The organism is Nitrososphaerales archaeon (genome assembly GCA_032906765.1).
Lineage (GTDB): Archaea > Thermoproteota > Nitrososphaeria > Nitrososphaerales > Gagatemarchaeaceae > DASPPF01.
On sequence record JAJTZB010000001.1, the window covers coordinates 26,938 to 52,902 of the forward strand.

The following is a 25,965-nucleotide window of genomic DNA, read 5'->3' on the forward strand; positions in this document are numbered from 1 at the left end:
GGTTCAAGGCTGAGGCCTTCGGTAGAAATGTCTTGAATGGGCGAAGCAGGAAGAAAAGATGAAACTGAAATGCAGGGCGAGCCCATAGCCTTTGTTGATGTGGACCTCATCCCGATGGACAAGGAGCGGGTCCTAAGAAACCAGACCGTCATTGTACATCGGGGAAAGGTTGTTCAGGTTGATGATTCAGCCAAGGTCAGAGTTCCTCGGGATGCCGTGAGTGTAGATGGCGGAGGGAAGTATCTCATGCCTGGTCTCGCGGACATGCATACCCACACCTGGGGAGAAGCAGACTTTTTCCTTTTCATTGCGAACGGTGTGACGACCATTCGCAACATGTGGGGCAGCAATCGACAGCTCGCATGGCGGGAAAGAATTGTCAAAGGGTCCATGGTTGGACCAACCATTTACACGGCCGGTCCACTGATTGATGGCGACCCGCCTATCTGGAATGCCTCCAAAGTTGTTGCGACTGAGGAGGAAGCCGAGAGAGAAGTCGCGCGGGAGAAAGAGTTGGGTTATGATTTCGTCAAGGTCTACAATAGACTGTCCCTTGAAGCGTACCGAGCCATTGTCGCTTCAGCAAGGAAGCACGGAATGTCTGTGGCAGGGCATGTACCGAATGCGGTTGGGTTGGAGAAAGCTTTGGAGCTGGGACAAGATTCAATCGAGCATCTCCAAGGGTACATCGATGCCATCCAAGCCGACGGCTCTCCGGTAAAGGGAAAACTTGACCCAGAATCGAGAAGGACTGCTATAGATTTCGTCGACGAGAAGAAGATCCCTCAGGTCATCGCCGCTACACTGGCCGCAAATTCCTGGAACTGCGTAACTCTGGTTGTGTACCAGAAATTCGTTTCGGCCGAGGATGCCGGAAGGCTGCTGGATGACCCGCGAATGAGGTTCGTTCCGCCTGAATGGTTGGCAAGCTGGGACCCGACGAAGGACTTCCGCCTGAAGGATATGAGCCCGTCGGACTTCGAGAGGATGAGAAAGGCGGATGCGCTGAGAGCAAACCTGACTCGGGAACTGCACAGGGCAGGTGCAAGGATCTTGTTGGGTACGGACACCCCCAATCCATTCGTGATCCCAGGATTCTCCATCCATGAAGAGCTCCAGAATCTGGTGGATGCTGGGCTTACACCCTACGAAGCGATCAAAGCTGGTACAAAGAGCGCGGCCGAGTTTCTGGTCGCTTCAGGCGAATTTGGCACGATAGAGGTCGGCAAGAGAGCGGACCTGATCCTATTGAAGGCCAACCCACTGGAAGATGTGGGTACCATTGCAAGCCCTCTCGGGGTGATGGTCCGGGGTCGATGGTTTGCCAGGAAGGAGCTTCTTAGAAAGCTCGACGAGTTGGTTGCTACGTACATGATTGATGAAGAACGTCTCGATGGTCTCTTCCAACCATTTTCGAACGAGGGGCAAGACCAACTCCATGCCAGCTACTTGGTCAAATCGTCAGATACTCCATTGGGTAAGGAGCGATTGGTTCTGTCGAAATTACCCCACAGGGGATTCCTCATTGCCTCCCAGTCATTGATGAATGCGCCTCCACGAATCAACAGCTTCGTCATGCGTCTGGAACTGAGCAAGGACTGGACTCCCGTCTCGCTCTCGTTAGAGGGCAAGACTTCTGAAGGCAACAGCAGCGTGAGCATGAAGCGGAACGAAGGAAGCGTGGTGATATCGGGGTACCAGCCAGAAGAATCGGAGTTCCGGACTGTGAAGGAGGAGCCCGAAGGTATCATTTTTGGCTCCCCCCACGTGGCAAGCTACTTACCTGTGATCAATCGGCTGCAATCCTTGGACGTGGGACAGAGGTTGGAATCGAGAATGCTGAGAATAGAGACAGACCCTGAACTGGATTTCATCGACACAAGACTGCAACTCGAGAGGAAATCCGACGCCGAAGTACAGGACAAGGATGGGAAGCGTAAACCATTGCGAGTCTATGGTATTACAGAAACTAGGAGTGACGCCTCCTACGTTGGTACGCTGTCGCTGGACGACCTTGGCAGGCTACTACTATTCGAGAGAGTAGAGCAATTGGGATTGGCCCGTTTTGAGTTGGTTGATTATGACGGGACATCCGTTTGGCCACGCCCGAACTGACTAGCCGCCCCGTGCGGCCATTTGGACATTGCACAGGGGAGTTCAGGTAGACTTTCCGACCGGAAAAGTGGTCGGAAGTCCCGGCGACCGCATTGCGCCAATGAATGCCTAAGGCAGAGAAACTCTTATATCGATGGCAAGAGCGTTATACGTTAGGGGTAACGATGGAGACTGTCAAAGTGTCGAGGAAGTACCAGGTTGTGATACCTGAGAAACTGCGCCAGGAGGCTAACATCAAGCCAGGCGACAAGATGGTAGTCATAGCAAAACATGGAATACTCCAGTATGTCCCGGTGCGGCCGCTCAATCAAACCAGAGGAATGATACACGGACTTGAATCAAATGACCTCCGAGACGAGACCGAGCGAGCTTGATAAGCGTCGACAGCTACGGGTGGATCGAACGATTTACTGAGGGCCCGAAGGCAGTGGTATACAATCGAATCATAGACTCGATTAAGCCGAGCGAGTTGATCACATCGGTAGTTGTATTGTACGAAGTATACAAGAAGGTCAAGAGAGCGAAAGGAGAAGAAGTAGCCCTGGAGGCTGTTGCAGCCTTGAGTCAGACGACAGTCGTACCCATTGACCAGACACTGTCGCTGGAGGCCGCAGACTACAGTCTCGAACACGACCTTCATTTCGCCGACGCTCTTGTTTACGCCACCGCACGTCAACAATCGGCGGAGCTACACACGAGCGATGAGGACCTCAAGGGTCTTAAAGGGGTAACCTTCGTTTAGGCTGGAAAGTGTCTTAGCGGCATAGTTCACTCGATTCCCCGATGCTTTGCCAAACTCTCTATTAGTAAATCCAGATACTTTCCGCCCAGCATGCTGGGTGGAAGTCCCGGCGACCGCACTTCTTCATTGGTTGGGGCTGTAACCTCCGCGACTTTCGACTGGAGCATAGTGCCCCGCGGGAGTTCTACCTACATGGAAACAGGCGATTCGGAGGCGATAGGCAGAAGTTAACTTACACATCTACTTCGACCTATGACAGACGAAGCTCGAATCTAGCCTGGATGGGTCGGGGCCCCTGGTTTGAGCCTCCTCTACAAGGAGACAGGCTTGGCCACACCGGTAGAGCTACCATTACGCCCCTTTAACTAGCCCTCCAACAACCCATTACTTACTGGAAGGAATAACGGTAGGATGTGTGAAAGTAATTGAGTTTCGGACAGCGCGGAGGATATGGCAATCGAGGAGGATTCGGAAGAGGTTCTGGTTCCTTCAACAAGCCAGTCGAAGTTGGCAAGGAGTACAACGTAAGTATCTCTGACACCAGCAAGCGTGGTGAAGGCATCGCAAGGGTCGACGGATTTGTGGTCTTTGTCCCTGGCACGAAGCAAGGCCAGAACGTGAGGATAAGGGTCACACAAGTCTCGGAGCGGTTTGCGTCTGGACAGGTCGTACAGAGTTCAGAGGCCACAGCGGCACCAGCCTCTGAATCGACAGGAAAGACCACGAGTTAATCGGTCGTAAGGTCTCTCGCACGAGTATTGGTTGATTCATAGAGTCAACCATTCCCATACTATTCTCACCTCACTCCGGCGGCGACTTGGTCGCCCCTTGACTCTTGACCCTCTCGTGGAGAACGTGAAGGGACAAGGGGGTGATCTTTCTCGCCTGATCGTTCCTAAAGAGAAGAGATATCAGAAGAGCGGAAGTTCTCGGCTCTAGAGCACCCTCATCGCTCCATCTCGATGCCCTTGGTCTCTGGGCAGAACATGATGGCCAAGAGGGAGATGGCGCAGTAGACTACTATCATCAGCGACACATACGGCCAGCCTTGGATAGCGCCGCCCGCGGACGAAATGAGGGCCGCGGCGATTAGTGGAGCCAATCCTCCTCCCAGGAAGATGCCGATGCTGTGGCTGAGGCCGACGCCTGAGAACCTGTAGACCGAAGGGAAGAGTTCGCTGAACCACGTTGTGGCCAGCGCAGTGTTGACGGTTGTCGTCAGGAGAAGCAGGATCACCCCAATTGTGATGAACAAAGAGCTCTTCGTGTTGAGCAGGATGAAGAACGGGAACGCCATGAGGGCAGGAGCGAGGGCCCCGGCCAGCATCACGAGCTTCCTGCCTACCTTGTCAGCGATGATCATGAACCCAATCACCTCGAAGATGGCTATGATTCCGGCAATGACTATCCCGAGGATCAGCGGCGCGGATGGAGCCCCCAAAATTGCCAAGTATCCCGACGCGAATGTAGTGAGAACGAAGAATGCAGCAGATGTGGACATCGCGGTCAGCGAGAGGAGGAGGACAAGCCTCCATTGCTCCTTGAGGACCCTTACAGCCGGCATCCTCAGAGTCTTCTTCCTCGCAACCATTGACATGAATATCTCGGTCTCTGAGAACGAGTACCTCGCTATCGCCGCAATGATGAGTCCTGCGGCGCCCAGCATGAAGCAGATTCTCCAGCCAATTGCGAAGAACTGGGCATGGCCAAGAATCCCGAGCAGTGTTACGAAGGTCGCGGATGCGACGACTGCGCCGATTATCTGTCCCTGTCCGACCCAACTACCCCAGAAAGCCCTCCACTTCGACTTGCTCGCCTGCTCAGTTATCCAGGTAGACGCTCCTCCCCACTCCCCGCCGAACCCGAAGCCGTGCAGGAACCGGAAGATGACGATGAGAACCCCGCCGAAGATGCCAATCTGAACGTACCCGGGCGTGAGAGCAATCCCCACCGCCCCAATGCCTGAGGTAACCAAAGTGAACACGAGCGCAAATAGCCTCCCCCTAGTATCTCCGTAGTGCCCGAAAGCGAAGGCGCCCAAGGGCTGCGACAGCATCCCGACCAAGAACGTGCTGACTGAGAGCACGAGTGCAGACAGCGGGTTGACATTTGGGAAGAAGATCGACGGCCAAACCGCACCTGCAGCGAGGGCAGCCAGGATCAGGCTGTAGTTCTCGACGGCTGTTCCGACGAAGGACATTGCCGCGACCGAGGCGTTGGTATGGACATGAGGGGCGGCGATGCTCCCTGATTTTGGTAGCGTTTGTCCCTCCAACTTCTCCTCACCCTTGAGGCTGGGCCTCAGGCGGTGAGTATTTGACCCAAGGGATGATTTTCGGACGTGAAAATCACCAATGAGAATCAGGCCGCCGACTTATATCCTCTGGAACAGCGCACAAATCAATGAATAGAGCAACGTACGAGGAGCTGCTGGAGCTCTGCAGATACAGGAGGAGCATACGCAAATTCAAGCCTGACCCACTCCCACAGGGAACGGCAGAGAAGATTCTCGAAGTGGCCAGGCTCAGCATGTCGGGGGCGAACTCCCAGTCCTGGGAGTTCATGGTGGTCCAAGACAGAAAGACGATCAGGAAAGTGCAGAAGGAGTTCGTGAAGCAGTTCGTAGCGATCTGGAGCATCGAGCAGATGCGCGAACGGAAGTATAGGCACCCTGCGTTCAACGTCGGGGACGAGGAGAGGGACAAGGCAGCGAAGATGCTTGCTACTTGGGGGGAGGCGCCCTTGCTCATAATCCCGCTCTACGACCCGAGGAAGCAGTTTGGGTCTGTGCTGATTGCCCAAGGCGAGTCAATCATGGCGGGGGAGGTCACCGGCATCCTCGGCGCGTCTTCGCACGGCCACATGAACATGCTAATCCACCTGGCGGCCGCGTCACTGGGGCTAGGTAGCAGGCGCGTGGATATCGTGCGTCAGCTGGGATACAGGGAGATTTTGGGCTACCCCGAGCCTCTGCAGGCCGGACCAATCATTCCGATAGGCTACAGGGCGTACGAGCCAGGTCCGTCCACCCCGAACAGATGGCCTCTGGAGAAACTCGTCCACTACGACAAGTACGATATGCGGCTCTTCCTGAAGGACGAAGACGTCCCGAAGTACATTCTTGCCATCAGGAAGATGACCAAGGCGGCATATCGGGTCGCCCTAGATGAAAAGTAGCTCGCGATAAGGTCGGGAACGGCGTCCCATCAAGAAACCTGAAAGAAAATTTCTCGCGAGCGGCCGAAGATGTGATTCTCGAAATGTGTAAATAACGCGCAGGGATGCAGCTTCCGAAGCTCGATGCAGGAACGAGAGAGACGCAATGGTTTCCATTGGATGTGGCTAGGCCTAGCAGTGATGTTCATACTCATCGGGGCCGGAGTCTTCATCTCGAGTGTTTTCAGGCCTGCGACCGCACCTGTGACGATGATGTCGTTCCCATTCGATTTCGGTTGGATCTGGGGGCTGGTCGGGATAGTCTTCGTAGTATGGATCTTCAGTTGGGGGTTCAGGTGGGCCTGGGGCCCTTCGAGGAGATACTACAGGCAGAGCTACTGGTACCGCGACGACGCGCACGAGATACTGAGGCAGAGATATGCTCGTGGCGAGATAACCAAAGATCAGTTTGACCAGATGACTCGAGACCTAGAACAGCACGGCTGAGCAAGTCTAGTCAATGTCAAGAGAACCGAGCTGGGGCTCACGCCGCGCCTGAGAGTCGCTCTTTGAGCAGTCTCCCGACCAGTCCGCCGTCCGCCCTTCCCCTGGCACGTTTCATGACCTCGCCCATGAGCGGCGAGAAAGCCGCTTCACCCCGCTCGGAGACGAGTTTCTTCTCCTCCTGAATTACTCTGTCAATCAATGAAAGCAGCTCCTCCTGCGTCATAGGGACCAACCCGAGCTTGGCTACGGCGGTGGTAACGTCTTCAGATTGCCCCTTTCCCACGATCCTCAATACGTCAGTGGCTGCTTCCTTCGCTAGCTTTCCTCCAGCAATTGCGTCGAGGACATCGCTGAGGACCTGGTCCGTCATCTTCTCCTCGTTCACTCCCTCCCTCGCGAGCCTGACAGGGACGTCGAGCAGTATCGAGGCAATGAGCGACGGCTCGAGGCGAAGTCGCCTTGACAGGTTCTCGAACAGGGGCGCCCTGTCAGAGTCGTAGAGCTTGAGGGCCATCTCGCCGCTAAGCGAGTAGTCCTTCTCGTACCTCTTGACCTTAGCGTCCCAAGGTTCAGGCGCCAACTCTGCGACCCTCCTGAGCCTGTCGAGTGTGACCACCATTACTGGAATGTCAGTCTCGGGATACATCCTCTGCGCTCCAGGCCTTGGACGCAGAAAGCGCGTCTCGCCGTCATTTGTGGCGGCCCGCGTTTCCGCGGGCACACCAGCTGGGGCCTGCCTCAGCCTTTCTTCGATGAGCTCGACTGTGGTGTCCACCCTCTCCGGTTCGCCGGCAACCAGCACGAGCCCATCGTCCTTCGATGCGTCGACCTCACGCCTGAGTGCGCCTTCCTCTTCTGCGCCTATCCCTTGCTTCGCGAACTCGTCCGAGTGGATTACGCCTCCCAGCGAGTTCACCCTGGCGACCTCCGCGAGCTCCCGACCTAGCCTCACGCCCGGATAGGGCTCCCATCCCAGCAGGCCGCGGAGACCCGCGACCGTAATGCAGACGACCTTGCCGTCGTCTCTCATTTGCCTGTGTATCACCTTGGAGCCGGTAGCCGAGAACTGCGAGGAAACATCGCTGTGGCGGCAGCGGGCGTCCTTGATCTTCCTCTTGACAATCTCTTCGGCGACCTTGATCAGGCCCATCTGTCTGGCAGCTTCGTACGCCACCACCTTCGGCAAGAGGTTCAGCTTCTGCACTCCCTTGACCTCCACCACCTTTCCCCCCATCACAGACACGTTCAGGTCCTGCCGTATCGTTCCCAGCCCCCTCGCCGCACGCCCCGTGGACCTGAGCACCCGACCGAGATGGAGGGCGACGTCGCTGATTGCGTCCGGTGTTGCTGTGACTGGGTCCAGTGCTATCTCGACGAGTGGGACGCCGAGCCTGTCAAGCCCGAAGCGCCTCGACCGGGCATCCTCATCTAGTATCCTCGCAGCGTCCTCCTCTACGGTCACAGTCTGCACGCCAATCTTCATTCCTCGAGCGGTGAGGGCCCCGCCGAGCGCTATGATTGCTGTCCTCTGGAAGCCGGAAGTGTTCGAGCCGTCGATTACTATCTTCCTCATCACGTGAACCTCGTCGAGGACGCTCGAGCCGAGCAGGCTCGCAATCAAGACGCACCCGTCGACCGCTTCCGCGTTTAGAGGATGAGGAGGTTCTTCGTCTGCCTCAACAAGGCAGGAGGACTCCGGGCTCCAGGCGTAGACATTCGACTTTCCCTTCAAGAACTCGAAGACTGCCGCTGGGTCGACCCTGCCAGTCTCGCTTTGCGCCGGCCTTAGCCTCCGCTCGAAAGAGTAGGGGAGCTCGTCCGACTTGGCGATTGGGCAGGCGCAAAAAAGCTTGGTCGATGTGGCGAGCTGTTGGTGGATTTCGAGCCCCACCTTCAGGTTGATCTTTTCTGGGTCGAAGGGGAAATCCAAGGGCCTCAGCTTGGGAATAGGCGGGCGGTCGTCTCTCCCGCCAGATTCTGCACCATCAGTCGCTTGGCTTCTTCCGGAGTCTTAGTGTTGCCCAACGCCCACATGGCCTTTACGAGGGCCGTCTCTGCGAGCATATCATCGAGGGGAACGACTCCCGCCGCAATCAAGTCCCTGCCTGTGTCGTAGACCTCCAAGTCGACTCGGCCGTTGATGCACTGGGAGGTCATGAATGCGAGTCCGCCCTTTGAGATGTAGTTTCGCAGGGCCGTCACGTTCCTGGAGTTCACGTGGCCCAATCCCGTACCCTCAATCACAAGCGCCCTAGTGCCTTGGCTCTCGAGCGCTTCGACAAACGAAGGGGGCATTGTTGGATAGAACTTCACGAGCGCCACCCTCTCGTCGAAGGCGGTCCTGGGTTTGAAGTCAGAACCGTGCCCTCGATGTGGAAGGGAGTCGTCTAAATGATCGAACCCAGACCTTCCCCAGATGGCTGCCAGTGGGACGCCGACGGACTTGAAAGCGTCACGCGCACTTGTGTGGAACTTCCTCACTCTCGTCCCGCGATGGAAGGCTACCCTGTCGTCGCTTTCGTCGAGATGCATCGCGACGTAGATGCCTGAGAAGCCGGCGCCCGCGGCTGCTGTCACAGAGCCGAGGAGGTTGAGGGTCGCGTCAGTCGACGGCCTGTCCGAGGACCTCTGCGCTGCAGTTATGACGACAGGGATTGGCACCCCTGAAAGCGCGAAACTCAGCGCAGCGGCCGTGTATCCCAGAGTATCAGTCCCCTGTGTGATCACGACCCCATCGAACCTGTCTTGCACGGCCCTCATCACCCTCTCGGCAAGCTTCGACCAATGCGAACTCTCGACGTTCTCGCTGAAGATGCTGAACATTACTTCGGGTTCTACATTGGCGACCTCAGAAAGTTCCGGAATGAGGGCGTAGAGTTCGTCGGAGGTGACCACAGGGTGCACTCCCCCCGTCCTGTAGTCGACCCTGCTCGCGATGGTGCCGCCAGTGCTGACTATCAGGACCCTGGGCAACCCCTCCTTTGATTTCGGGGTCGGGGGGACGACGAAGGAAGGCTTCTCGCCCTTCGCCTTGACTTTCACTCCCTTGAGTTTAGAGACTGCAAGACCGACGTTGTAGCCGCTGCGAAGCTTCAGGACAATGTGCTCGTCGTCCGAGTAGAGATAGCGCGGAACCAGTGTACCTGTGACCTCGCCCCAACCCGTGGTGACCTCGAGTACGTCTCCGATAGTCGCACCCGCTCTCTTGAGAAGCTCAAGCGCAGCTCCCCTGTAACCTGCGAGACCGTCCATGCAACGTGCTTCGAGCCTCGTCAGTCTTTAAAGTTCTGCTAAGTTGTCGAGACATGCCCTAACCACCTAACTTCGGGACTTCTGCTCGGAGGATTGGAGCCGTCGTCGCCTCGTTCCCCTTCACAGCTTCATCTGTGCCCCGCGCTCCTGCCTGAACCATTGGCAGACATGGTATCTTCCCGCGCCTCTCGATGTTCACCGCAGCATTGAGGTCGCGGTCGAGCTGGCACCCACACGATGGGCATTGCCAACTCCGTTCCGTTATCTTCAGCTTCTTGTTGACATGGTGGCAGTAAGAGCATTCCTTGGATGTATTCCTAGGATTGACGAACTCGACCTGGACTCCGGCCCACGCCGCCTTGTAAGCAATCTGCTGTTGGAGCTGTCGGAATGGCCAGAGGTTGGCCCTTCGGCGGGAGTCGCGTCCCTTTCCATTCCCCTTCCTGTGGGCCTTCCGAATCCCATTGAGTCGTTCAAGGATTATTGCCTGCCTGTTCTTGACGGCCTTCTCAACGACCTGCTTGGAGATGACGTTGAGGGTTTGCGTGACGCGTTCCTTCTCCCTCCTTGAACCAGCGAATTTCCGCTTCAACCGCCTGTCGTTGGGATGCCTAGCGTAGAACTCGCTGCGCCTGACACCATATTCAGTGTGAAGTCGCGCGACTTTGGAGAGGTCGATTCGGGTGCCATCGCTCCCAACAATGGATTTGTGGTTCAGGTCGTATCCGACCTTTCTCAGGGGCTCGGCGACCGCCGTCTCTTTCGAGAAGGCGATGACGATTGTGAAGTCGGTCATAGTCACCGAGCCCCGCTTGAGGGTCGTGTTCATCAGGAAGGAACGTTGCCAGTCGCCGTATTGAAGAGGTATCAGGATTCGCTGGCCTTTCCTGTTTGGGAGGCTAAGTATGCCGTAGTTGAGGGAGTAGCTGGCGGAGTCCATCTTGAGCATTAGCCTAGAAGCGAATGGCTCCCGCTGCCAGCGGCGGTGCTTCTTGACTATCGACCAGGCGATCTCGGCCACGGAGTAAGGGTAGCAGGAGACGACGCCATATCGCTCCCGGAACTCGCGGTAGATGCGACTGCGTAGTTTCAAGCGACCCTTGATGCTCTCGACAAGGCAGATGTGGATAGCCTGGTTCACCATCATACGAAAGTTTTCGAGGAGTTCTCTCGTCTCTGATGTGGGTTTGTACGTGAACCTGACGGCCTTGACCGACTTCACGATTACATTGTTTTGGTTTCTATTTGACCGCCCATGCCTCAACCACCTAACAGAACTGCATCGTGCTTGGAAAGGCTTTATTGCGCCGCAGAAGCAGGAGCCGCAGAGATTCCAGAGGAGAGTATGGATGTCTGCTGAGAGGAGAGTGAGCGTCGAGGTCTCGGACCTCAGCCGCGAGTTCAAGACCAAGGAGAGCCCCGTCGTAGCCCTGGACAGGGTGGGGCTGAAGGTGTACGAGGGGGAGGTCTTCGGCGTGCTAGGTCCCAACGGCGCGGGCAAGACCACCATGATCAGGATACTCGCGACACTTCTGCTGCCGACCGGGGGCTGGGCGAAGGTGATCGGATTCGACGTCGCCACCGAACCCGAGAAGGTTAGACGCGTCATCAACATGGCAAGCGGGGCAGAGAAGGCAGGCTACGACTTCATCAGCGCCAAGAGGAACCTCTGGTTCTTCTCCCAGCTCTACGGGATACCGACCGATGAAGCCGAGAAGCGCATAACAGAGCTCTCGGAGATGCTCGGCCTCACGAAGTACTTGGAGAGGAAGTTCTACGCGCTATCAACCGGGTACAGACAGAGGGCAACCATCGCAAGAGCGTTCATCAACGACCCCAAGGTCGTCTTCCTTGACGAGCCCACGATAGGCCTGGACGTCATGACTGCGCTCAGTATCAGGGAGTTCCTCAAGGCTCAGGCGAAGCAGCATGGCAGGACGATAATCCTCGCGACTCACAACATGGCGGAGGTGGAGGCAATCTGCGACAGGGTCGCTATCATTGACAAGGGGAAGATCATTGCCTCTGGAACCCCAGATGCTCTGAAGAGGTCTTTCGGAGCACCCGCGCTCGTGATGGAGGTCTCACCTCCTCCGACCAGTCTGGACATGCTCGCCAAGGTTCCCGGCGTGAAGGGGTTCACCTCGACCGCTGATGAGGAGAGGGGCCTGTCCACAGTCCAGGTTGTCGTGGAGAACGACGGAGCGGCGTCGGAAGCGGTGAAGGTCGTCGAAAGGGCCGGGCACAAGGTCGTCGCGACGTGGCGCAAGGCTGCGACGTTGGAGGAGGTGTTCGTGGCGCTCGTCGGCCGCGGTTTCAAAGAGAGGGAGGAGCAAGGTGAAGAGTAGCGCCTGGTTGAGGGCGATGAAGGCGAGGGCTCTCGTAAGGCTCTGGAGCATTTTCGGCGAGCCCCTGTGGATAGTGGTCAACATGGGTTTCCCAGTCCTGTCCTCGCTGGCCCTCTCGCTTCTCTACGTCAGCGCGGGCCTGGCCGCGTACACGGGTTTCGCAATCCTGGGAGGTGTGATGGTGTCTTTCTGGGGCAACGTCCTCTGGTCGATGGCGAGCCAGTTCAACTGGGATAAGGAGGAAGGCCTCTTCGAGGTGTATCTCACTTCGCCAACCCCGATGAGCGCGCTCTTGATCGGGATGTCGGTGGGCGGGATAGTAGGCACGGTGCCGTCTGCGGCGATCGTGACGGCCATCGGATGGGCTCTGTTCCACCCTCCAATCGCCCCTTCCTGGGGCGCCGTGATACTAACTTTCAGTCTCACCCTGACCGCGCTCTATGCCATGGGGATGACACTGTCGTCCCTGTACCTTGCGGACGGCAGGTCGGCTGAGTCGCTGAACGAAGTCCTTCAGGAGCCCGTGTCGATGCTCTCAGGCGTCTACTTCCCGTCGATAGGCAACTTCTCTCCTTTCCCGTTCGCGCTCCAAGTCGCAGCATCGCTGATACCCCTCACCCTTGGGATGGACGCGCTGCGCAGGTCACTTTTCTTCTCTCAAGGGCTTGCTGCCGTCTGGCCCAACCTGGTTGCCCTCGCAGTGATGTCGGTTGTCCTACTCGGTTTGGCGAGCTTCGCGCTGAGGGCGCTCGAGAACAAGGGGAGGAGGGATGGGACGATAACGGTGAGAATAAGATGATGATTAGCCTGAGGTCGCTCTTCGCGTCCGCGTGGATGGGAGTCCAGCACGACCTCTCCTGGACCAACCCGGGCGCTGCACTCATGCTGAGGACTGTCGCGCCCATAGCGTCGGCCATGACGACGTCGATAATCTACTGGTTCGGCTCGAGCACTGCGGGACTCTTCGACCCGACGAGGCTCGCGTTCGTCCTCGTCGGTTCTACACTGTACGCACACATCGCCTCTTACGCCTGGGTCCCGACGCAGGCGATAGCTGAAGGGAAGAACCTCGGAGTCTTTCCTCACATCTACATCACTTCCCGTTCCTCTGCGCTCTACCTTGCTGGTAGGGCGCTCTCTGCGTTCGTGAACTCCACGATTACTTCGATGGCCGCCCTCGTCGTCGTCTACTATCTGTTGGGTTCCTTCTTTCACACCTCAATACCGCTCGTGATCACACCAGTCTCCGTAACGCTATTGGCCGTGGCGCTGCTCGTGAACATACCCGGCGCGTTAGGGCTCGGGTACTTCCTTGGGGCGTACGCGTTGTACGCGAGCAGGTTCGAGTGGGCCCTGCCGGGCTACATCGCTGGGCTGCTCATGGTCTTCTCTGGCGCCCTCTTCTCTCCGTCGATTCTCCCCTGGCCGGTCTCCGTGGGAGCAGCCGCCCTCCCCTACACCCAGTTCATCAATGCCGCCAGAGACGCCATCATCTACAACCTCCCCCAGGCGTACGCAACCGCGCTGCTGTATTGTGTAATAGGAGGGCTTGTCACGCTGGGGGCAGGCCTTTGGGTCTACTTCGCGGCTGAGAAGAAGGCGAGGAGGAGCGGCGTCATTGACAGGCGGCTCGCGTAACACAAGCAAGACGAAAGGCTTTAATGGCTGAATATCACATATGTTATAACATGAGTGGCTACACACACCCCGAGGTCCTCGTCAACACCGAGTGGGTCAGCCAGCACCTGAATGACCCGAAGGTCATAATCGTCGAGGTAGACTACGACCCCGCGTCTAACTACTCCCTGGGCCACATCCCCGGGGCTGTCCTCTTCGACTGGCGGAAAGACCTGAACGACCCTGTGACGAGGGACATCCTGTCTAAGGAGCAGCTCGAGGACCTGATGGGGAGGAGTGGTGTTTCGAACGACACGACTGTGGTCCTCTACGGCGATTTCAACAACTGGTTCGCTGCGTACGCGTTCTGGGACCTGAAGTATTACAGGGTCGAGAACGTGAAGCTGATGGACGGCGGCAGGAAGAAGTGGCTGCTCGAGGACAGACTTGTCACCAAGGACGTCCCTGCATTCCCGCGGCAGACCTTCAGGGTGGGGTCGCCCGACGTGAAGGTCAGAACTTACAGGGAGGATGTGAGGAGGGCAATTGGCAAGAAGGAAAAGGTCCTCGTTGACGTCCGAGGACCGAAGGAGTTCAGCGGAGAGATCACGGCGCCCCCAGAGTACCCGAACGAGCAGGCACAGAGAGGAGGGCACATTCCAGGCGCGAAGAACATACCTTGGGCGCAGGCTGTGAACGACTCTGACGGCACATTCAAGCCAAGGGAGCAGTTGGAGAAACTGTACGCCTCGGCTGGCGTGACCAAAGACAAGGAAATAATCACGTACTGCAGGATAGGCGAGCGGTCTTCCCACACGTGGTTCGTCCTGAAGTACCTATTGGGTTACCCAGAAGTCAGGAACTACGACGGGTCGTGGACGGAGTGGGGGAACTCGATCATGTACCCGATTGGGAAATCGGGGACTTCTTGACGATGAAGTGGAAGAGGCTCCCCTCGCGAATCGACTCGAGCACTCGGTTGCGAGTCTGAAGCTCCCACCTCGCCATCTCGACGTCGGAGGTAGGGTCGTCAGACACGATGTGGACGATTGTCCCGGAGGGCGAAGCCCCAAGCAGGTCGTTCAACCTCACGAGCACGGCCGAGCACTCCACTCCTATCTCGAACATCTCGCGGTCTGGGAATTCCGCGAAGCACCTCAGCCCGAGCTCCTTCAGCCTCGCCTTAAGCGACTGGGAGACCTCGCCCAGCGGTTTCATTTTGGAAGGACCGCCGAGGAACTCGAGGATCGCAAACCAACCCCTCCCGTAGGGGTCCCTGTTGATGAGCCTGGGCTCAGAGAATACCTCCCCGTTGACTGAAGAGATTACACAGTCGAAAGGTGCCCTGACCACGTCGAAGTGTCTGGGCCCCTCGACCGAGCCAACGCTCTTGCCGATTGCTACGCGAGTACCGGGTTGCTTGAACGAGACAGAGGTGAACCCTCCGGAGACCCAGTTGAGTTGAGGGGCCACCCCAATCGTGTAGAGATGCTCCTCCCTCCGTCCCCACGTCCCGCTGTCCACGTCGTAGAGGAACGAGTCCGGGAACTCGCAGCCCCCGATCTTCATGGCGTGGGGTTCCCGTTGTTGCTACCGGTTAGTTGCTTGACCATGTACGGGCCGAGCCTCTCGTAGCCGAGCCTCCGGTAGTAGTTGCGGGTCCCGACCGCGCTCGTAACGAGCAGTCTGGACGAGCCGAACTCCTCCCTGGCCACCCGCTCCATCTCTCCCATCAGCGACGCCCCGAGACCCCTGTGCTGCCAAGCGTTGCCGCTCTTCGCGCCTATCCCTACGACAGTACCGTACACTCTCAGCTCCCTGACCACCGCCGACCCGCGCATCTCTTCCCTGTGGGCGCGTTCGGATGGTAGCCTGAGTCTGGCGAAGGCTGCGATACGGCCGCTCCTCCCGTACTCGTAGGACGCGAAGAGCTCCGTGCCACCGGACGCGGGATAGCGCTCCAGCCCGAGGCGGAGCTCGTCTTCCGATTCGAGGTCAGAGGGTTCTGCAAGGGCGACCTCCCTACACCTGATGCATTGACACGGCGACCCCTTTGCCCTCGCCCTGGCGAGGACGAGTTCCCTGAGATTGCCGTTCGTCACGCCCGCTGATATCTCATAGGCAGGGATTTCGCGCTGGATGCGCATTATCCTGTGCCAACGAGGCACGAAACGCTTCATCTGGCTGAGCAGCTCCACGACGGTACCCAGCTCGTACGGCTCGTAGAGGCCCGCCTGGAACTGCCTTTCCAAGGAGGCCCCGCGGACCACGAGGGTCGGGTAGACCTTCATCATGTCAGGACGGAGCGACTCGTCGTCGAAGAGCCTTCTCAGGTCTTGTAGGTCCTCCTCGGGCGAAGCGCCGGGCAGGCCCGGCATCATGTGGACAGTAGTCTTGAGGCCAGCATCCCGGGCAACTTGGAATGCATTAATCGAGTCCTCGACAGTGTGACCCCTGTTGCTCCTCTTCAATGTGGAGTCCCTGAGGCTCTGGACTCCGATCTCGAGCCTCGTTATCCCGTAGCTGAGCATCAAGTCGATGTCGCGCGGCCTGCACCAGTCGGGCTTGGACTCGAGGGTCAGCCCGACACAGCGGCTTTGGGCGCCCTCATTTGCAGATTGCGCGCTTTCGAGCGAAGACGAAGCCGTGCCGTTGAGGCCATCATAGACCCCCTTGACGAAGGACACTTGGTAGTCCGTAGGTACGGCGATGAATGTTCCTCCCTCGATTATCGTCTCCACCTTGCTCGTGTCGTGGCCGTTGGCAGTGTACTTCCTCAGGCACTCGCGCACCTGCCTGAACGGGTCGAACTCGGTGGCCAGGGCGGAACGCATGCCCGGGCTTGCAGGCAGGTAGCTCTGAGGAGTCCCCTCGGTCGGCCCACCTGGGCAGAATGTGCACGTACCGTGGGGGCAGGAAAACGGCGCTGAAAACGCAGTTACAACAACGATGCCCGATGCGCTCCGGCGCGGGTGAACCCTGAGAATTTCCTGAAAGCGTTGCCTGCCGTCGGTCGGAAGCGCGGCGAGTACCTCCGAGTTGGAGACGTACCTGTCCAGAGAAAAGTCGCGAGCGGCCTTCCTCTTCGCCTGCTGCAGCCCTTCCCGGGAAGCTATCTCTCCGCTGGCGATGCGGCCCGCTATGTAGGAGACAGCTTCTGGGACTCGGTCAACAGACTGGGCGGTCACTGGCGCATCCAGTTCTGTCCCGGTTTGCGCTTCAGGGTAAAGCGCTTCTCGAAAGTCCGGTGGTTCCTTACCTTCGGTATTGCGCTGGGCTTCGGCTTCGCTTCCAGCTTAGGAGTTTGTGATCTAACTTTTCCGGCTTTAGTGACTGGAGGCAGCTAGCTTGTTGCTAGACTGCTGACTCCCGTGGGTCGGCATGCTTTGTTCTCATCCTCCTTTGGATGGCTAGCTTCGGTTGCGTAATTTAATCTTTCGAGGCAGGCGCAATCGCTGGCTGGACGGGTTCTGACTGGATTGCCCCGCCCCGGCTGACAGACAAGGTTGCTGAGTAGGCAACCACCAGGAACCCGCATGAGAGGAGGAAGACCACCGCCTCGAAGACATTCGTGTCCAGACTCGCGAATGGTACAAGGGCATCTATCAGCCCCATCGGCAGCGCGGCGTAGAAGAAGCGTCTATTCCCTGTAGCAGCTGCAATCACGCACAGGACCCCCCACGCGACGTGAGCCAGCATGGAGGAGACCCTCTCGAGAGCGCCGATGAGGACAGATGGAAGGAGGTTGAGTGGTGGGAGGAAGAGGTAGGGTGTGGTCGAGACGAGTTGATTGTAGACAACCTGGGCATCGCCCGTCCCCGATCCCAGGAGCAGGTACAGGACGCTCAAGTTGAGCAGCGAGAGCAGACCTAGCAGGACGCCGTTCTCCCAGAAGGCCAACGAGAGCCCGAACGGCACAGAGTCGGAGACCTTCAGGTTCCTCCTCCGAGCACCGTAGAAGGCCAGAAGATAGGCGAAGCCGACCTCGAGAAGGACAGTCTGCAACCCATAGTATAGCCCTAGCCCGAGTGACATCCGTCCGAAGTAGGCTACTACTGGAGCCAGCGTGAGGATTTGAATCGTGTATTTTGCGGCGATTGCGGCTGCATAGGCAACTGCAGAGAGGCCGAGGAGGATCCCACGAAACCCCCTGCTTCTCCACCAGAACCATATTGCGCCGACCGACATGGCTATCACGAGGATGGGCTGCGCGAACAGCACAGGGTCGATGTTCTGCATCTGTCAGCGCTGCCTGTTCATCGGAACGTTAAACCCTTTAATCGAGCGAGCTGAGGGCGTCGCCGAACTCCGTTGGAGCAACTCACGATCTATACAACCGAGGCAGGCAGCATCCTCCTGAGGGCGGGCGAGGCGATTGGCGCGGCAAAGGCCGCGTCGCAACTTCTCGACAAGGCGAAGCAGATGGGTGTAACCGCCGTAGTGGTCTCCAACGAGTCGGAACTTTCTTCTGCCCGCGCCGTCGGCCTAGAAGCGACCCTCATCAGGCCGGAGGACAGAGAGAGGTTGGACGCGGACAAGATTGGCCTGATAGTGAGGTCGAGACTCGCCCCTGACGAGGCGTCAGCGCTCGAGATCATCAGGCAGCAGTCAATCGAAGCCGCAGAGGCTGTGATAAGAGAGGCCTCAGCCAGGCCAGACCTCCACCTCGTCCAGGCTATTCAGGCTCTCGACGACTCTGACAAGTTCCTCAACACGACTGCGACCAGGGTTTCGGAGTGGTACGGACTTCACTTCCCCGAGCTGACCCAGATGATGGCCGACAACATCGGCCTCTGCAGAGTCGTCGTCGAAGTGGGCAGGAGAGACGGGTTCAGCAAAGAGAACCTCCAGGGCAGGGGGTTCACGGACAAGAAGGTAGAAGCGATACTAGCGGCCAGGGAGAGGTCGAAGGGAGGGGAAATCTCGGACGGCGATCTGGGCAGGGTGAAGGCACTCGCCACGCTCGCCCTCGAGGTCGCCTCCCAGAGGGACAGGCTGAACACCTACGTGGAGTCAATGATGAAGAAGATAGCGCCCAACGTAACCGACGTTGCGGGGGCCACGATAGGGGCAAGGCTGATGGCGAAGGCCGGCGGTCTAGACAGGCTCGCCGTGATGCCAGCCAGCACGATACAAATTCTGGGCGCAGAGAAGGCACTCTTCAGGGCGCTCAGGACCGGAGCCAAGCCGCCGAAGCACGGCATCCTCTTCCAGCACCAGGAGGTCCACGGAGCCCCGAAGTGGCAGAGGGGGAAGATCGCGAGGACGCTGGCCAACAAGATAGCGATAGCAGCGCGAATCGACTACTTCAGGGGCACGGAGGAGCTCTCCGTCAAGGCGGGCCTGGACCTGAGGCTGGAACAGATCAAGGCGAAGTACAAGGAACCGCCCAAACACAAAGCCGAGAGGGAAGAGAGGCCTGGCAGACAGGAGGGCAGACCCCCATTCCGGCGGCCCCCGAGGCGCGAAGGGTTCGACCGAAGGCAGAAGCAGCGCAGAAGATGAAGCTAAGGAGAGAGGAGAGAGACGGCAGAACGTCCCTCCTGACGAAGAACCTCGTCCCGGGAAACAAGACGTACAACGAGGACCTTCTCATTCGGGACGGGGTCGAGTTCAGGACTTGGGACCCGTTCAGGAGCAAGCTGGCAGCTGCGATTCTGAAGGGGCTCCCCGACGACCTGATAAGGGAAGGCGACAAGGTGCTCTACCTCGGCACGTCCACGGGCACTACCCCATCCCACGTCTCTGACATCGTTGGCGAGAGTGGTCTCGTCGTCGGCGTCGAGTTCGCGCCGAGGGTGGCCAGAGAGTTCGTGGAGAATGTCGCCAGGAAGAGGAAGAACGTCATACCGTACGTGGCCGACGCCCGGGACCCGTCAAGCTATTCGCTGACCAAGTGCGACGTCGTGTACTGCGACATAGCCCAGCAGGACCAGACCGAGATTGCAATCCTGAACTGCCGGAGGCTGCTAAAGAAGGGCGGCAGGCTGCTTCTGATCGTGAAAGCGAGGAGCATCGACGTCATCAGGGAGCCGAAGGATGTATTCAGGGAGGAGTCGCGGAAGCTGGAGGCGGCTGGCTTCCATGTCTCTCAGATGATAGAGCTCAGCCCGTTCGACAAAGACCACGCTCTGATCTACGCGACCTACTGAGGACCTGCGGCCTCGAAGACGCTCTGCCCGAACCTCTTCCATGTCTTCCAGCTCTTGCGCGCACTCTCCGGAAGCGGCTCGCCTCGAGCCATCTTCTCTTTGAAGAACGCCCTCGTCTTTGGGTCCGACGGATACCCGGAGCCGAAGTCGCCGAGCTTTCTCCTGAGCTTCTCCACAGACCTGTCCCTTTCCACCTTCGCCACAATTGAAGCTGCGGAGACCACGGGAAAATCGCGGTCGGCCTTGTGGGCAGCGACCACCGTACAACGCCTCCTGAGGTTTTCCATTATCACACTTCTGAATCTGCGGGGGCTTGTGTCAGACGCGTCAACGATGACTTTGGTGGCACCCAGGCCGCCGATCACCTTTGCGAAGTAGATCGCCTCCAGATGGTTAAGCTTCCTGTACTTCTTGCCAGAGCTCACGACCGCGTCAATCTCCGAAGGTGTGATCTGCACAGTCGACACACGTTCACACTTTTCCAGAATCTGGTCGTAGAGCCGGTCGCGCTGGCTCGCGGAGAGGGTCTTCGAGTCGCGGACACCCATTCTCTTCAGCGACCTGACAGTCTCTGCCTTCACGGAGACTCCTGCCACAACGAGAGCCCCAATCAAGCACCCGCGTCCAGCTTCGTCAGCTCCCCCGACAAGCATGGCCGCTTTCTGTGACTCGCTGCTTGCCTTAACTAGATTTCGGGGCGCCAAAGACCGCAATCAATTCCGAACCGAGTGTCTCCGCAGTCTCATCCCTGTTGTTGACGTCGACCTCGAAGAGCGTCTTGGCCCTGCTTCTGAGCTCGGTAAGGAGGTCGTCCTCCATCCTCTCGTGGATGACGGCCAGAACCGGCTTCCCAGAGTCGATGCATGTCTTCACGGCGCGCCGGAACTCGGGGCTGACGAGCTCCATAGGCCCGACCTCGTCGATCACGATCAGTTCGGACGACGCAACAGCGTCGAGCAACCCCTTCGCACCGACCGAGGCCAAGTCCCTGAGGTTCACCCTGTACTTTCCGACCCGCGGCCCCAGACCCCCTACCAGCGAGGCCAGCTCTCCCTGGGTGCCGTTCGTGAGGTCCCTCACGTCGAACCCGACACGCTGCGCCTTGACCCTCCTTTCAGCTGTGACGCATCCTCCCACGATCACTCCCCTCGCCTTCAGCCTAAGGACCACGCTGGACACGATTGTGGACTTTCCGACACCGGGCGGACCGGTGACAAGCCAAATGCCTCCCAAGCCGCACAAGCCACTGTGGAGGGCCTAGAATAGTATGGCGCAGGGGCAGGCTGACCAGCTGAGAACGACAAGGCGTGCCCAGACGAGGATCGAAAGGTCTGCAGTCTCGTTCCTTCAGAACCGTTTAACATCGCAGTGGCGTTGGCTGCGCCGAGAAGCCCTTGAATCTCGTCACAATCCTCGAAGGCAAGACAAGACTGACCGTTCCCAAGGCGAGCGTTGCAGGGCCAGTGCCTCCGACCACGCCCGTCTTCTTCAATCCAGCAGCGTCCTTGAACAGGGACATTTCCGTCGCCGTCACCCAGGCGGACCGGGGGAGGACGTTCTGCGACGCTTTGGCGGGGGTGGGAGCGAGGGGCGTGAGGGTCGCAAATGAAGTGGGAAGACGGATGGATGTGACCATGGTGGACTTCAACAGCGATTCGCTCAAGCTTGCAGCCAGGAGCGCCCGACTGAACGGTGTAAGCAAGAGGTGCAGTTTCGTCACTGAGGAGGCAAACACATTCCTCCACTCGCTGTTCAGGAGGGACCAAAAGTTCGACTACGTCGACATCGACCCGTTCGGCACGCCAGCGCCTTACCTGCAGGCTGCTTTCAAGGCAGTCTCCGGCGGTGGGCTTGTCTCCGTCACTGCCACGGACACCGCAGTGCTGTGCGGAGTCTATCCACACGTGGCGAGGCGACGATACTGGGCGACGCCCCTGAACAACTCGTTTCACCATGAGACCGCTGTCAGAATACTTGCGAACGCTTGCAGGCGGGTCGCAGCGACCATCGATATCGGCGTTGCACCCGTCCTGGCACATAGCACGCGGCATTACCTGCGCGTTTTCCTACGAGCTGAGGTGGGCGCCTCGAAGGCCGACGAGTCGATGAAGAATGAGGGCTACGTGATAAGGTGCGCCAAGTGTGGGCACGTTACTCAAGCGACGGAGCCGTCCAGCAAGTGCGAGAAGTGCGGCGCGAGGGCGAGGTCCGCAGGGCCGCTCTGGGCTGGGAGGATGGTTGATCAGGGAGTACTGGAAGCGACGTTGCTTGCGTGCAGGAAAAGGAAGTTCGCCATGGCCGCCAAGGTCATCGAGTCATTGGTCGGCCTGAACGAGTTCCCTCCGTACAGCTACAGCCTTGAGGAGATATGTTCGACGTTGAAAGTGGCGAGCGTCTCTCCCGAGAAGGTTGCAGAGTCTCTCGAGTCCAAGGGGTTCAAGACTCACGGACAGCCCTTCGAGAAGACAGGCCTGAAGACAGACGCCTTGCACGAGGACGTGGTGTCAGCTGTGAGAGAGGCGGCGAACCGGCGCGCTGGGAATGGTCAGGACGGCTTCGATGACCCAGTCCAGCCTTCGCAGTAGTAGTAGAGCTCCGAGCTGGCGCTCCTGCTCGCCTGAGGCTTGACGGTCCTGACTGTCCGGAACCGCTTTCTGAGCTCGTCCCGAGCCTCCTGAGACCGCTCACCCTCGAAGATTTTGAGGAAGGCGCTGCCACCCCTCCTGAGGATGACTTCGCAGAGTTCCAGGGCCCTGAAGGTGAGGTCCACCTGACGGATCTGGTCCAGCTCCCAGACACCTGAGACGGACGGGGAAAGGTCTGAGAGGACTACGTCGACCCTCCCTCCTGTGAGCTCCAACACCTTCTCGAGGACGCCGGAGTCGTTCACGTCCATGACAATCGTCTTCACGTTCTTGTCCTTGAGACGGATTTCATGCAGGTCGATGCCTACAGCCAGGCCCCGCGGCCCTACAATCCTGGAACAGACCTGCAGCCAGCCGCCCGGCGCTGCGCCCAAGTCCACGACCCTGTCCCCCTCGCCGATGAACCCGTACTTCTCGTTTGCCTCGATCAGCTTGAAGGCTGCCCTGCTCTTGTATCCCTGCTCCTTGGCGAGCCTTCTGTAGAGGTCACGCCTCGCCTCCTGAAGCCTCATTTTCTGATGAGCTCTTCTGGACTGAAGGCCGACGGGAGGAGTTCAGCTGCTGTCGTGTCGGAGGAGAAGCCGTCCGTCCCCCTCCTGAAGACCTTCATCCTGGGGTTGTACTCGACCATCACCTGCCTGCAGGCCCCGCATGGCTTCGTGAAGTCGTCTGACTTGCCAACGACAGCGATGGCGACCAGGTCGAGGGAGCCCTCCGAGACAGCCTTGAAGATCGCAGTTCTCTCGGCGCAGCACGAAAGTCCGTAGGACGCGTTCTCGATGTTGCAGCCCGTGAAGATCTTGCCGCTTGAGGTGAGTACGGCGGCGCCTATCCTGACTCCGGAATAGGGGGAGTACGCCATTTTCATTGCTCTCCTTGCACTGGCCACGAGAACCTTCACTTGCTCCTTGCTTGTCATCGGTGATTACCTATCTCAGTTGGACAGACTCGGCTTCGACCGGGGCCTTGGGCTCCTTCGACTCCCCAATCACCCATGGGCCGATCCAGGGGCAGATGTATGGACTGACCTCCCCGTCTATGGAGCACTTCGGCTCGTACTGGCAAACTATGCACGGCGCCTTCTCTATTGAGGCCATGTCCGTGGGGAAGCGGAGCGGGGTCAGCTTGTACGTCCATCTTCCCTCCTCGAGGACCTTTACCCTCCCTATCAGGCCCCTCCGTTCGAGCCTAATTGCGAGCCTGGAGCCGTCCCTGCTAGTGAGGCCGAGCTCTTTCCAGATCTCGCTCTGAAGCACGCCGTCCTTGCCCCTCTCCACAACGAGTTTGTAGACCCTCGACGTCAGGTCCACGAGCTCCTCCTCGGTCCTCTCCACCGGCTGAGGCGGGGCCTTCTGCTTGACCTTCTCCTTCTTGGGGACCTGCTTCTTGACAGGCTTCGGGGCTGGCTTCCGGACAGGCTTCGCGCGGGGCTTGGCCTTCTTCACTGCCTTCGGCATTATGAACCGAACTCCTGCCTGATGACGTAGTTGTCCAGAATCTCCCGACATCTGTTGCGGACCGTGACCTCGGTGACCTCTGCGAACTCGGCGACCTCGCGCTGTGGTAGGTGCTCTCCTATCATGACCGAGGAGAGGTAGACGTATGCCGCAGCCAGACCAGCGGGAGCCTTCCCGCTAGAGATCTTCGAGTCATTCGTCTTCCTGGAGAGGTTCAGCGCGAGGTGCTCGACCCTCGGGTCGATCTTGGCCATGTTGATGAGCTTGGAGATGTACTTCTCGACCGAGGGCGGAGGCACATACTCCTTCTCGACCTCCTTCAGGACGAGCCTGAAGTACCGCGCAACGCTCCCCTTCTCCATGTTTGCAGCACGAGCGACCTCCTTGAGGGTCCTGGACACCCCGCACTTCCTGCAAGCTAGGTAGACGGTCGCCGCCGTCATCCCTAGGATGGACTTGCTCTTCGCCACCTTCATCCTGACTGAGGTGCGGTAGATCTGAGCGGCAGTCTCGGCCACGTTGTCCGGGAGGTTGAGAGCGTCGCAGAGCTCGCTTATCTTCGAGAGCACGTTGGAGAGCCCCCTCTCCTCGCTGTTTATGGTTCGCGTGCGGCTCTGCCACTTCCGCATCTTCTCCACCGTGGCACGCATCGCAGGGTCCAGGTACTTCCCGTGAGAATCGCGCATCGACCTGCTGATCTCCGTGGAAAGGCCCATGTCGTGAAGCGCGAGTGTCGTGGGTGAGCCGACTCTAACCCGCTTGCTCTTCTCCTCAAGGTCAATCGCCTTCCATTCTGGGCCCTCGTCGGCCGGGGCCGATGTGACGTACCCGCACGTCGGGCAGACCCGCTCGCCCTTCTCCGTGTCGCCGATGAGCGTGTTCCCGCAGACAGGGCAGTAGGTCCTGAAACCGTCTTCTCGTTTGCTCCAGAGGCTCAACTCGTTCATCACTCCACGAAGGCTGGGTCTCCGTCCTTGCCGAGACGGCTCGTTGCAACGCTGACCGAAGCGTAAGGTGACCTCACAGGCCCGATTAGCTCTACGATTCTGCCCAGCTTCTTACCCTTGTTGTCCAGAATTGAAGTGCCCGGCTTGACTTCCCTCGAGAGGAGGACAATCAGCCGCCCACTCTTGGCTTGGTGAAGAATAACGCCAACTTGAAGCAAGGAATTCATCATGGCTATCTTCCCACCTTTAAACGTTCCCAAGGGTTGTCTACTTTTTCTGACCCGATCGCTGATGCCCCTGTTTTTTCAGGGCCTGACCCCTGACGACAGAGAGCTCCTTCGCTATCTTCAGAACGAGACCATGTTTGGGCTTCGCCTTCTTGATTGAGACATAGCCCGACGCTCTTGAGGCCGAGGCCGGGAATGAAGCCTTCTGCGACGTGGGCTGGAGGTTGAGCCTCCTGCAGGCATCTTCGAGCTCCTCCAGAGTCGGTGCCCTGGTGGCCATGCTGAGCGGCACCCTTCTGCCGCCCGCCCTCTTCAGTTCCGAGTTGAAGTAGTCGAGCCAGATGACGTAACTCCCGTAGTCCTTCATTTCTTCTTTGTCAGGACCGCGTTTACTACGCCGTCGTCTGTGGGCCTTGAAGTGATCTTCGCCTCGCCGGCCTCTGTCTCTATCACTGCACCCTTCGTAATCACGCCTCGCCTCCCGTAGTCTCGGTTGGCAGGGCTCTGCTTGACTCTGAGGATCTTTGACTTCGTTACCTTTCCAGTCGAGTCGGCGACGTTCGCCGTGTCTGCCGTGACCAAGCCCACGGAGACCCTCCCTCCCCTCGTCCTCGAAAGGCGTTTGGTCGTCGCCCCGACGAGCGGCTCTATGGCATAGCCGTCCCTCTCGAACGCGCGTCTGTCCCTGCTGGGAATGTATCTTCCGCCCGTCGACTTCCTCTTTGCCAGGTTCTCCAAGGCCCGTGTCATCTCTATTGCGCCTTTAGGAGAATCGCCCCGCTTGGGGTGGTGTTAAGCGT

The 25,965-nt window shown here is 58.5% G+C and carries 30 protein-coding genes; 13 read left to right on the plus strand and 17 right to left on the minus strand.

Annotated features, from left to right (window positions below):
* The first annotated feature begins 69 nt into the window (after window positions 1-69).
* From LYZ69_00155 to LYZ69_00170, 4 genes are all read left to right on the plus strand, one after another.
* Window positions 70-2,115 carry an amidohydrolase family protein gene (locus LYZ69_00155; GenBank protein MDV3276860.1) on the plus strand — a complete coding sequence of 682 codons (2,046 nt, stop codon included), beginning with the start codon at window positions 70-72 and terminating at the stop codon, window positions 2,113-2,115.
* A gap of 164 nt (window positions 2,116-2,279) precedes the next feature.
* Window positions 2,280-2,489 (plus strand): AbrB/MazE/SpoVT family DNA-binding domain-containing protein, encoded by a 210-nt coding sequence (locus LYZ69_00160; protein MDV3276861.1) that lies wholly within the window; start codon window positions 2,280-2,282, stop codon window positions 2,487-2,489.
* Window positions 2,486-2,857, plus strand: a complete 372-nt coding sequence (locus LYZ69_00165) for a type II toxin-antitoxin system VapC family toxin (GenBank protein ID MDV3276862.1) — start codon at window positions 2,486-2,488, stop codon at window positions 2,855-2,857. The genes LYZ69_00160 and LYZ69_00165 overlap by 4 nt, the downstream gene beginning before the upstream one ends.
* Before the next feature lie 425 nt (window positions 2,858-3,282).
* Entirely contained in the window at window positions 3,283-3,588 is a 306-nt protein-coding gene (locus tag LYZ69_00170; GenBank protein ID MDV3276863.1) for a TRAM domain-containing protein, read from the plus strand.
* 215 nt (window positions 3,589-3,803) lie between these two features.
* Here LYZ69_00170 and LYZ69_00175 read toward each other — a convergent pair whose 3' ends face one another.
* The gene (locus tag LYZ69_00175) at window positions 3,804-5,057 is read right to left on the minus strand and encodes an MFS transporter (GenBank protein ID MDV3276864.1); all 1,254 of its coding nucleotides are present in this window, start codon (window positions 5,055-5,057) and stop codon (window positions 3,804-3,806) included.
* 203 nt (window positions 5,058-5,260) lie between these two features.
* On the opposite strand from LYZ69_00175, the gene LYZ69_00180 reads away from it, so the two are divergent.
* Complete coding sequence (locus LYZ69_00180) at window positions 5,261-6,034, plus strand: nitroreductase family protein (GenBank protein ID MDV3276865.1); 774 nt, start codon at window positions 5,261-5,263, stop codon at window positions 6,032-6,034.
* Between the two features lie 123 nt (window positions 6,035-6,157).
* Window positions 6,158-6,520, plus strand: coding sequence for an SHOCT domain-containing protein (locus LYZ69_00185; GenBank protein MDV3276866.1), 363 nt, complete (start codon window positions 6,158-6,160; stop codon window positions 6,518-6,520).
* 37 nt (window positions 6,521-6,557) lie between these two features.
* Here LYZ69_00185 and gatE read toward each other — a convergent pair whose 3' ends face one another.
* From gatE to LYZ69_00200, 3 genes are read right to left on the minus strand one after another with little or no spacing between them, the layout of a single operon-like run.
* Window positions 6,558-8,450, minus strand: coding sequence for a Glu-tRNA(Gln) amidotransferase subunit GatE (gatE, locus tag LYZ69_00190; protein ID MDV3276867.1), 1,893 nt, complete (start codon window positions 8,448-8,450; stop codon window positions 6,558-6,560).
* Between the two features lie 5 nt (window positions 8,451-8,455).
* A complete protein-coding gene (gatD, locus tag LYZ69_00195; GenBank protein ID MDV3276868.1) occupies window positions 8,456-9,772 on the minus strand; it encodes a Glu-tRNA(Gln) amidotransferase subunit GatD in 1,317 nt (438 codons plus the stop codon).
* A gap of 58 nt (window positions 9,773-9,830) precedes the next feature.
* Window positions 9,831-10,994, minus strand: coding sequence for an RNA-guided endonuclease TnpB family protein (locus tag LYZ69_00200; protein MDV3276869.1), 1,164 nt, complete (start codon window positions 10,992-10,994; stop codon window positions 9,831-9,833).
* Between the two features lie 127 nt (window positions 10,995-11,121).
* Between LYZ69_00200 and LYZ69_00205 the strand changes: the two genes are divergently transcribed.
* The 4 genes from LYZ69_00205 to LYZ69_00220 are packed head-to-tail and all read left to right on the plus strand — an operon-like array spanning window position 11,122 to window position 14,669.
* Window positions 11,122-12,120: an ABC transporter ATP-binding protein gene (locus LYZ69_00205; protein MDV3276870.1), complete on the plus strand. Its 999-nt coding sequence runs from the start codon at window positions 11,122-11,124 to the stop codon at window positions 12,118-12,120.
* Window positions 12,110-12,919, plus strand: coding sequence for an ABC transporter permease (locus tag LYZ69_00210; protein ID MDV3276871.1), 810 nt, complete (start codon window positions 12,110-12,112; stop codon window positions 12,917-12,919). Before LYZ69_00205 ends, LYZ69_00210 begins: the two co-directional genes overlap by 11 nt.
* Window positions 12,916-13,758 (plus strand): ABC transporter permease, encoded by an 843-nt coding sequence (locus LYZ69_00215; GenBank protein MDV3276872.1) that lies wholly within the window; start codon window positions 12,916-12,918, stop codon window positions 13,756-13,758. The genes LYZ69_00210 and LYZ69_00215 overlap by 4 nt, the downstream gene beginning before the upstream one ends.
* Window positions 13,759-13,808: 50 nt before the next feature.
* Complete coding sequence (locus LYZ69_00220; GenBank protein MDV3276873.1) at window positions 13,809-14,669, plus strand: sulfurtransferase; 861 nt, start codon at window positions 13,809-13,811, stop codon at window positions 14,667-14,669.
* Here LYZ69_00220 and LYZ69_00225 read toward each other — a convergent pair.
* From LYZ69_00225 to LYZ69_00240, 4 genes are all read right to left on the minus strand, one after another.
* Window positions 14,635-15,306, minus strand: a complete 672-nt coding sequence (locus LYZ69_00225; protein MDV3276874.1) for a hypothetical protein — start codon at window positions 15,304-15,306, stop codon at window positions 14,635-14,637. The two genes, LYZ69_00220 and LYZ69_00225, sit on opposite strands and share 35 nt — an antisense overlap.
* Window positions 15,303-16,925: a tRNA uridine(34) 5-carboxymethylaminomethyl modification radical SAM/GNAT enzyme Elp3 gene (locus tag LYZ69_00230; protein ID MDV3276875.1), complete on the minus strand. Its 1,623-nt coding sequence runs from the start codon at window positions 16,923-16,925 to the stop codon at window positions 15,303-15,305. Before LYZ69_00230 ends, LYZ69_00225 begins: the two co-directional genes overlap by 4 nt.
* Complete coding sequence (locus LYZ69_00235; GenBank protein MDV3276876.1) at window positions 16,922-17,032, minus strand: hypothetical protein; 111 nt, start codon at window positions 17,030-17,032, stop codon at window positions 16,922-16,924. Before LYZ69_00235 ends, LYZ69_00230 begins: the two co-directional genes overlap by 4 nt.
* A gap of 134 nt (window positions 17,033-17,166) precedes the next feature.
* Window positions 17,167-17,976, minus strand: coding sequence for a YhfC family glutamic-type intramembrane protease (locus LYZ69_00240; GenBank protein ID MDV3276877.1), 810 nt, complete (start codon window positions 17,974-17,976; stop codon window positions 17,167-17,169).
* 72 nt (window positions 17,977-18,048) lie between these two features.
* Here LYZ69_00240 and LYZ69_00245 point away from each other — a divergent pair, with 72 nt between their 5' ends.
* Together LYZ69_00245 and LYZ69_00250 are read left to right on the plus strand one after the other, a co-directional pair.
* Window positions 18,049-19,242, plus strand: a complete 1,194-nt coding sequence (locus LYZ69_00245) for a hypothetical protein (protein ID MDV3276878.1) — start codon at window positions 18,049-18,051, stop codon at window positions 19,240-19,242.
* Window positions 19,239-19,889 carry a fibrillarin-like rRNA/tRNA 2'-O-methyltransferase gene (locus LYZ69_00250; protein ID MDV3276879.1) on the plus strand — a complete coding sequence of 217 codons (651 nt, stop codon included), beginning with the start codon at window positions 19,239-19,241 and terminating at the stop codon, window positions 19,887-19,889. The genes LYZ69_00245 and LYZ69_00250 overlap by 4 nt, the downstream gene beginning before the upstream one ends.
* Here the strand turns inward: LYZ69_00250 and rnhB are convergent.
* On the minus strand, window positions 19,883-20,503 hold the full coding sequence (rnhB, locus tag LYZ69_00255) for a ribonuclease HII (protein MDV3276880.1): 621 nt from the start codon (window positions 20,501-20,503) through the stop codon (window positions 19,883-19,885). The two genes, LYZ69_00250 and rnhB, sit on opposite strands and share 7 nt — an antisense overlap.
* A gap of 67 nt (window positions 20,504-20,570) precedes the next feature.
* The gene (locus LYZ69_00260) at window positions 20,571-21,068 is read right to left on the minus strand and encodes a nucleoside-triphosphatase (protein ID MDV3276881.1); all 498 of its coding nucleotides are present in this window, start codon (window positions 21,066-21,068) and stop codon (window positions 20,571-20,573) included.
* A 215-nt stretch (window positions 21,069-21,283) separates the two neighbouring features.
* Here LYZ69_00260 and LYZ69_00265 point away from each other — a divergent pair, with 215 nt between their 5' ends.
* Window positions 21,284-22,474, plus strand: coding sequence for a tRNA (guanine(26)-N(2))-dimethyltransferase (locus LYZ69_00265; protein MDV3276882.1), 1,191 nt, complete (start codon window positions 21,284-21,286; stop codon window positions 22,472-22,474).
* On the opposite strand, the gene LYZ69_00270 is transcribed toward LYZ69_00265, so the two are convergent.
* From LYZ69_00270 to LYZ69_00300, 7 genes are read right to left on the minus strand one after another with little or no spacing between them, the layout of a single operon-like run.
* Entirely contained in the window at window positions 22,435-23,046 is a 612-nt protein-coding gene (locus LYZ69_00270) for an RlmE family RNA methyltransferase (GenBank protein MDV3276883.1), read from the minus strand. The genes LYZ69_00265 and LYZ69_00270 overlap by 40 nt on opposite strands.
* Window positions 23,043-23,453: a cytidine deaminase gene (locus tag LYZ69_00275; GenBank protein ID MDV3276884.1), complete on the minus strand. Its 411-nt coding sequence runs from the start codon at window positions 23,451-23,453 to the stop codon at window positions 23,043-23,045. Before LYZ69_00275 ends, LYZ69_00270 begins: the two co-directional genes overlap by 4 nt.
* Window positions 23,454-23,463: 10 nt before the next feature.
* Window positions 23,464-23,991, minus strand: coding sequence for a MarR family winged helix-turn-helix transcriptional regulator (locus tag LYZ69_00280; protein ID MDV3276885.1), 528 nt, complete (start codon window positions 23,989-23,991; stop codon window positions 23,464-23,466).
* A complete protein-coding gene (locus LYZ69_00285) occupies window positions 23,991-24,938 on the minus strand; it encodes a transcription factor IIB (protein MDV3276886.1) in 948 nt (315 codons plus the stop codon). Before LYZ69_00285 ends, LYZ69_00280 begins: the two co-directional genes overlap by 1 nt.
* A complete protein-coding gene (locus tag LYZ69_00290; GenBank protein ID MDV3276887.1) occupies window positions 24,938-25,168 on the minus strand; it encodes a Gar1/Naf1 family protein in 231 nt (76 codons plus the stop codon). Before LYZ69_00290 ends, LYZ69_00285 begins: the two co-directional genes overlap by 1 nt.
* Before the next feature lie 37 nt (window positions 25,169-25,205).
* A complete protein-coding gene (locus LYZ69_00295; protein MDV3276888.1) occupies window positions 25,206-25,532 on the minus strand; it encodes a hypothetical protein in 327 nt (108 codons plus the stop codon).
* A complete protein-coding gene (locus tag LYZ69_00300; protein ID MDV3276889.1) occupies window positions 25,529-25,915 on the minus strand; it encodes a 30S ribosomal protein S8e in 387 nt (128 codons plus the stop codon). The genes LYZ69_00295 and LYZ69_00300 overlap by 4 nt, the downstream gene beginning before the upstream one ends.
* Window positions 25,916-25,965: the final 50 nt, after the last annotated feature.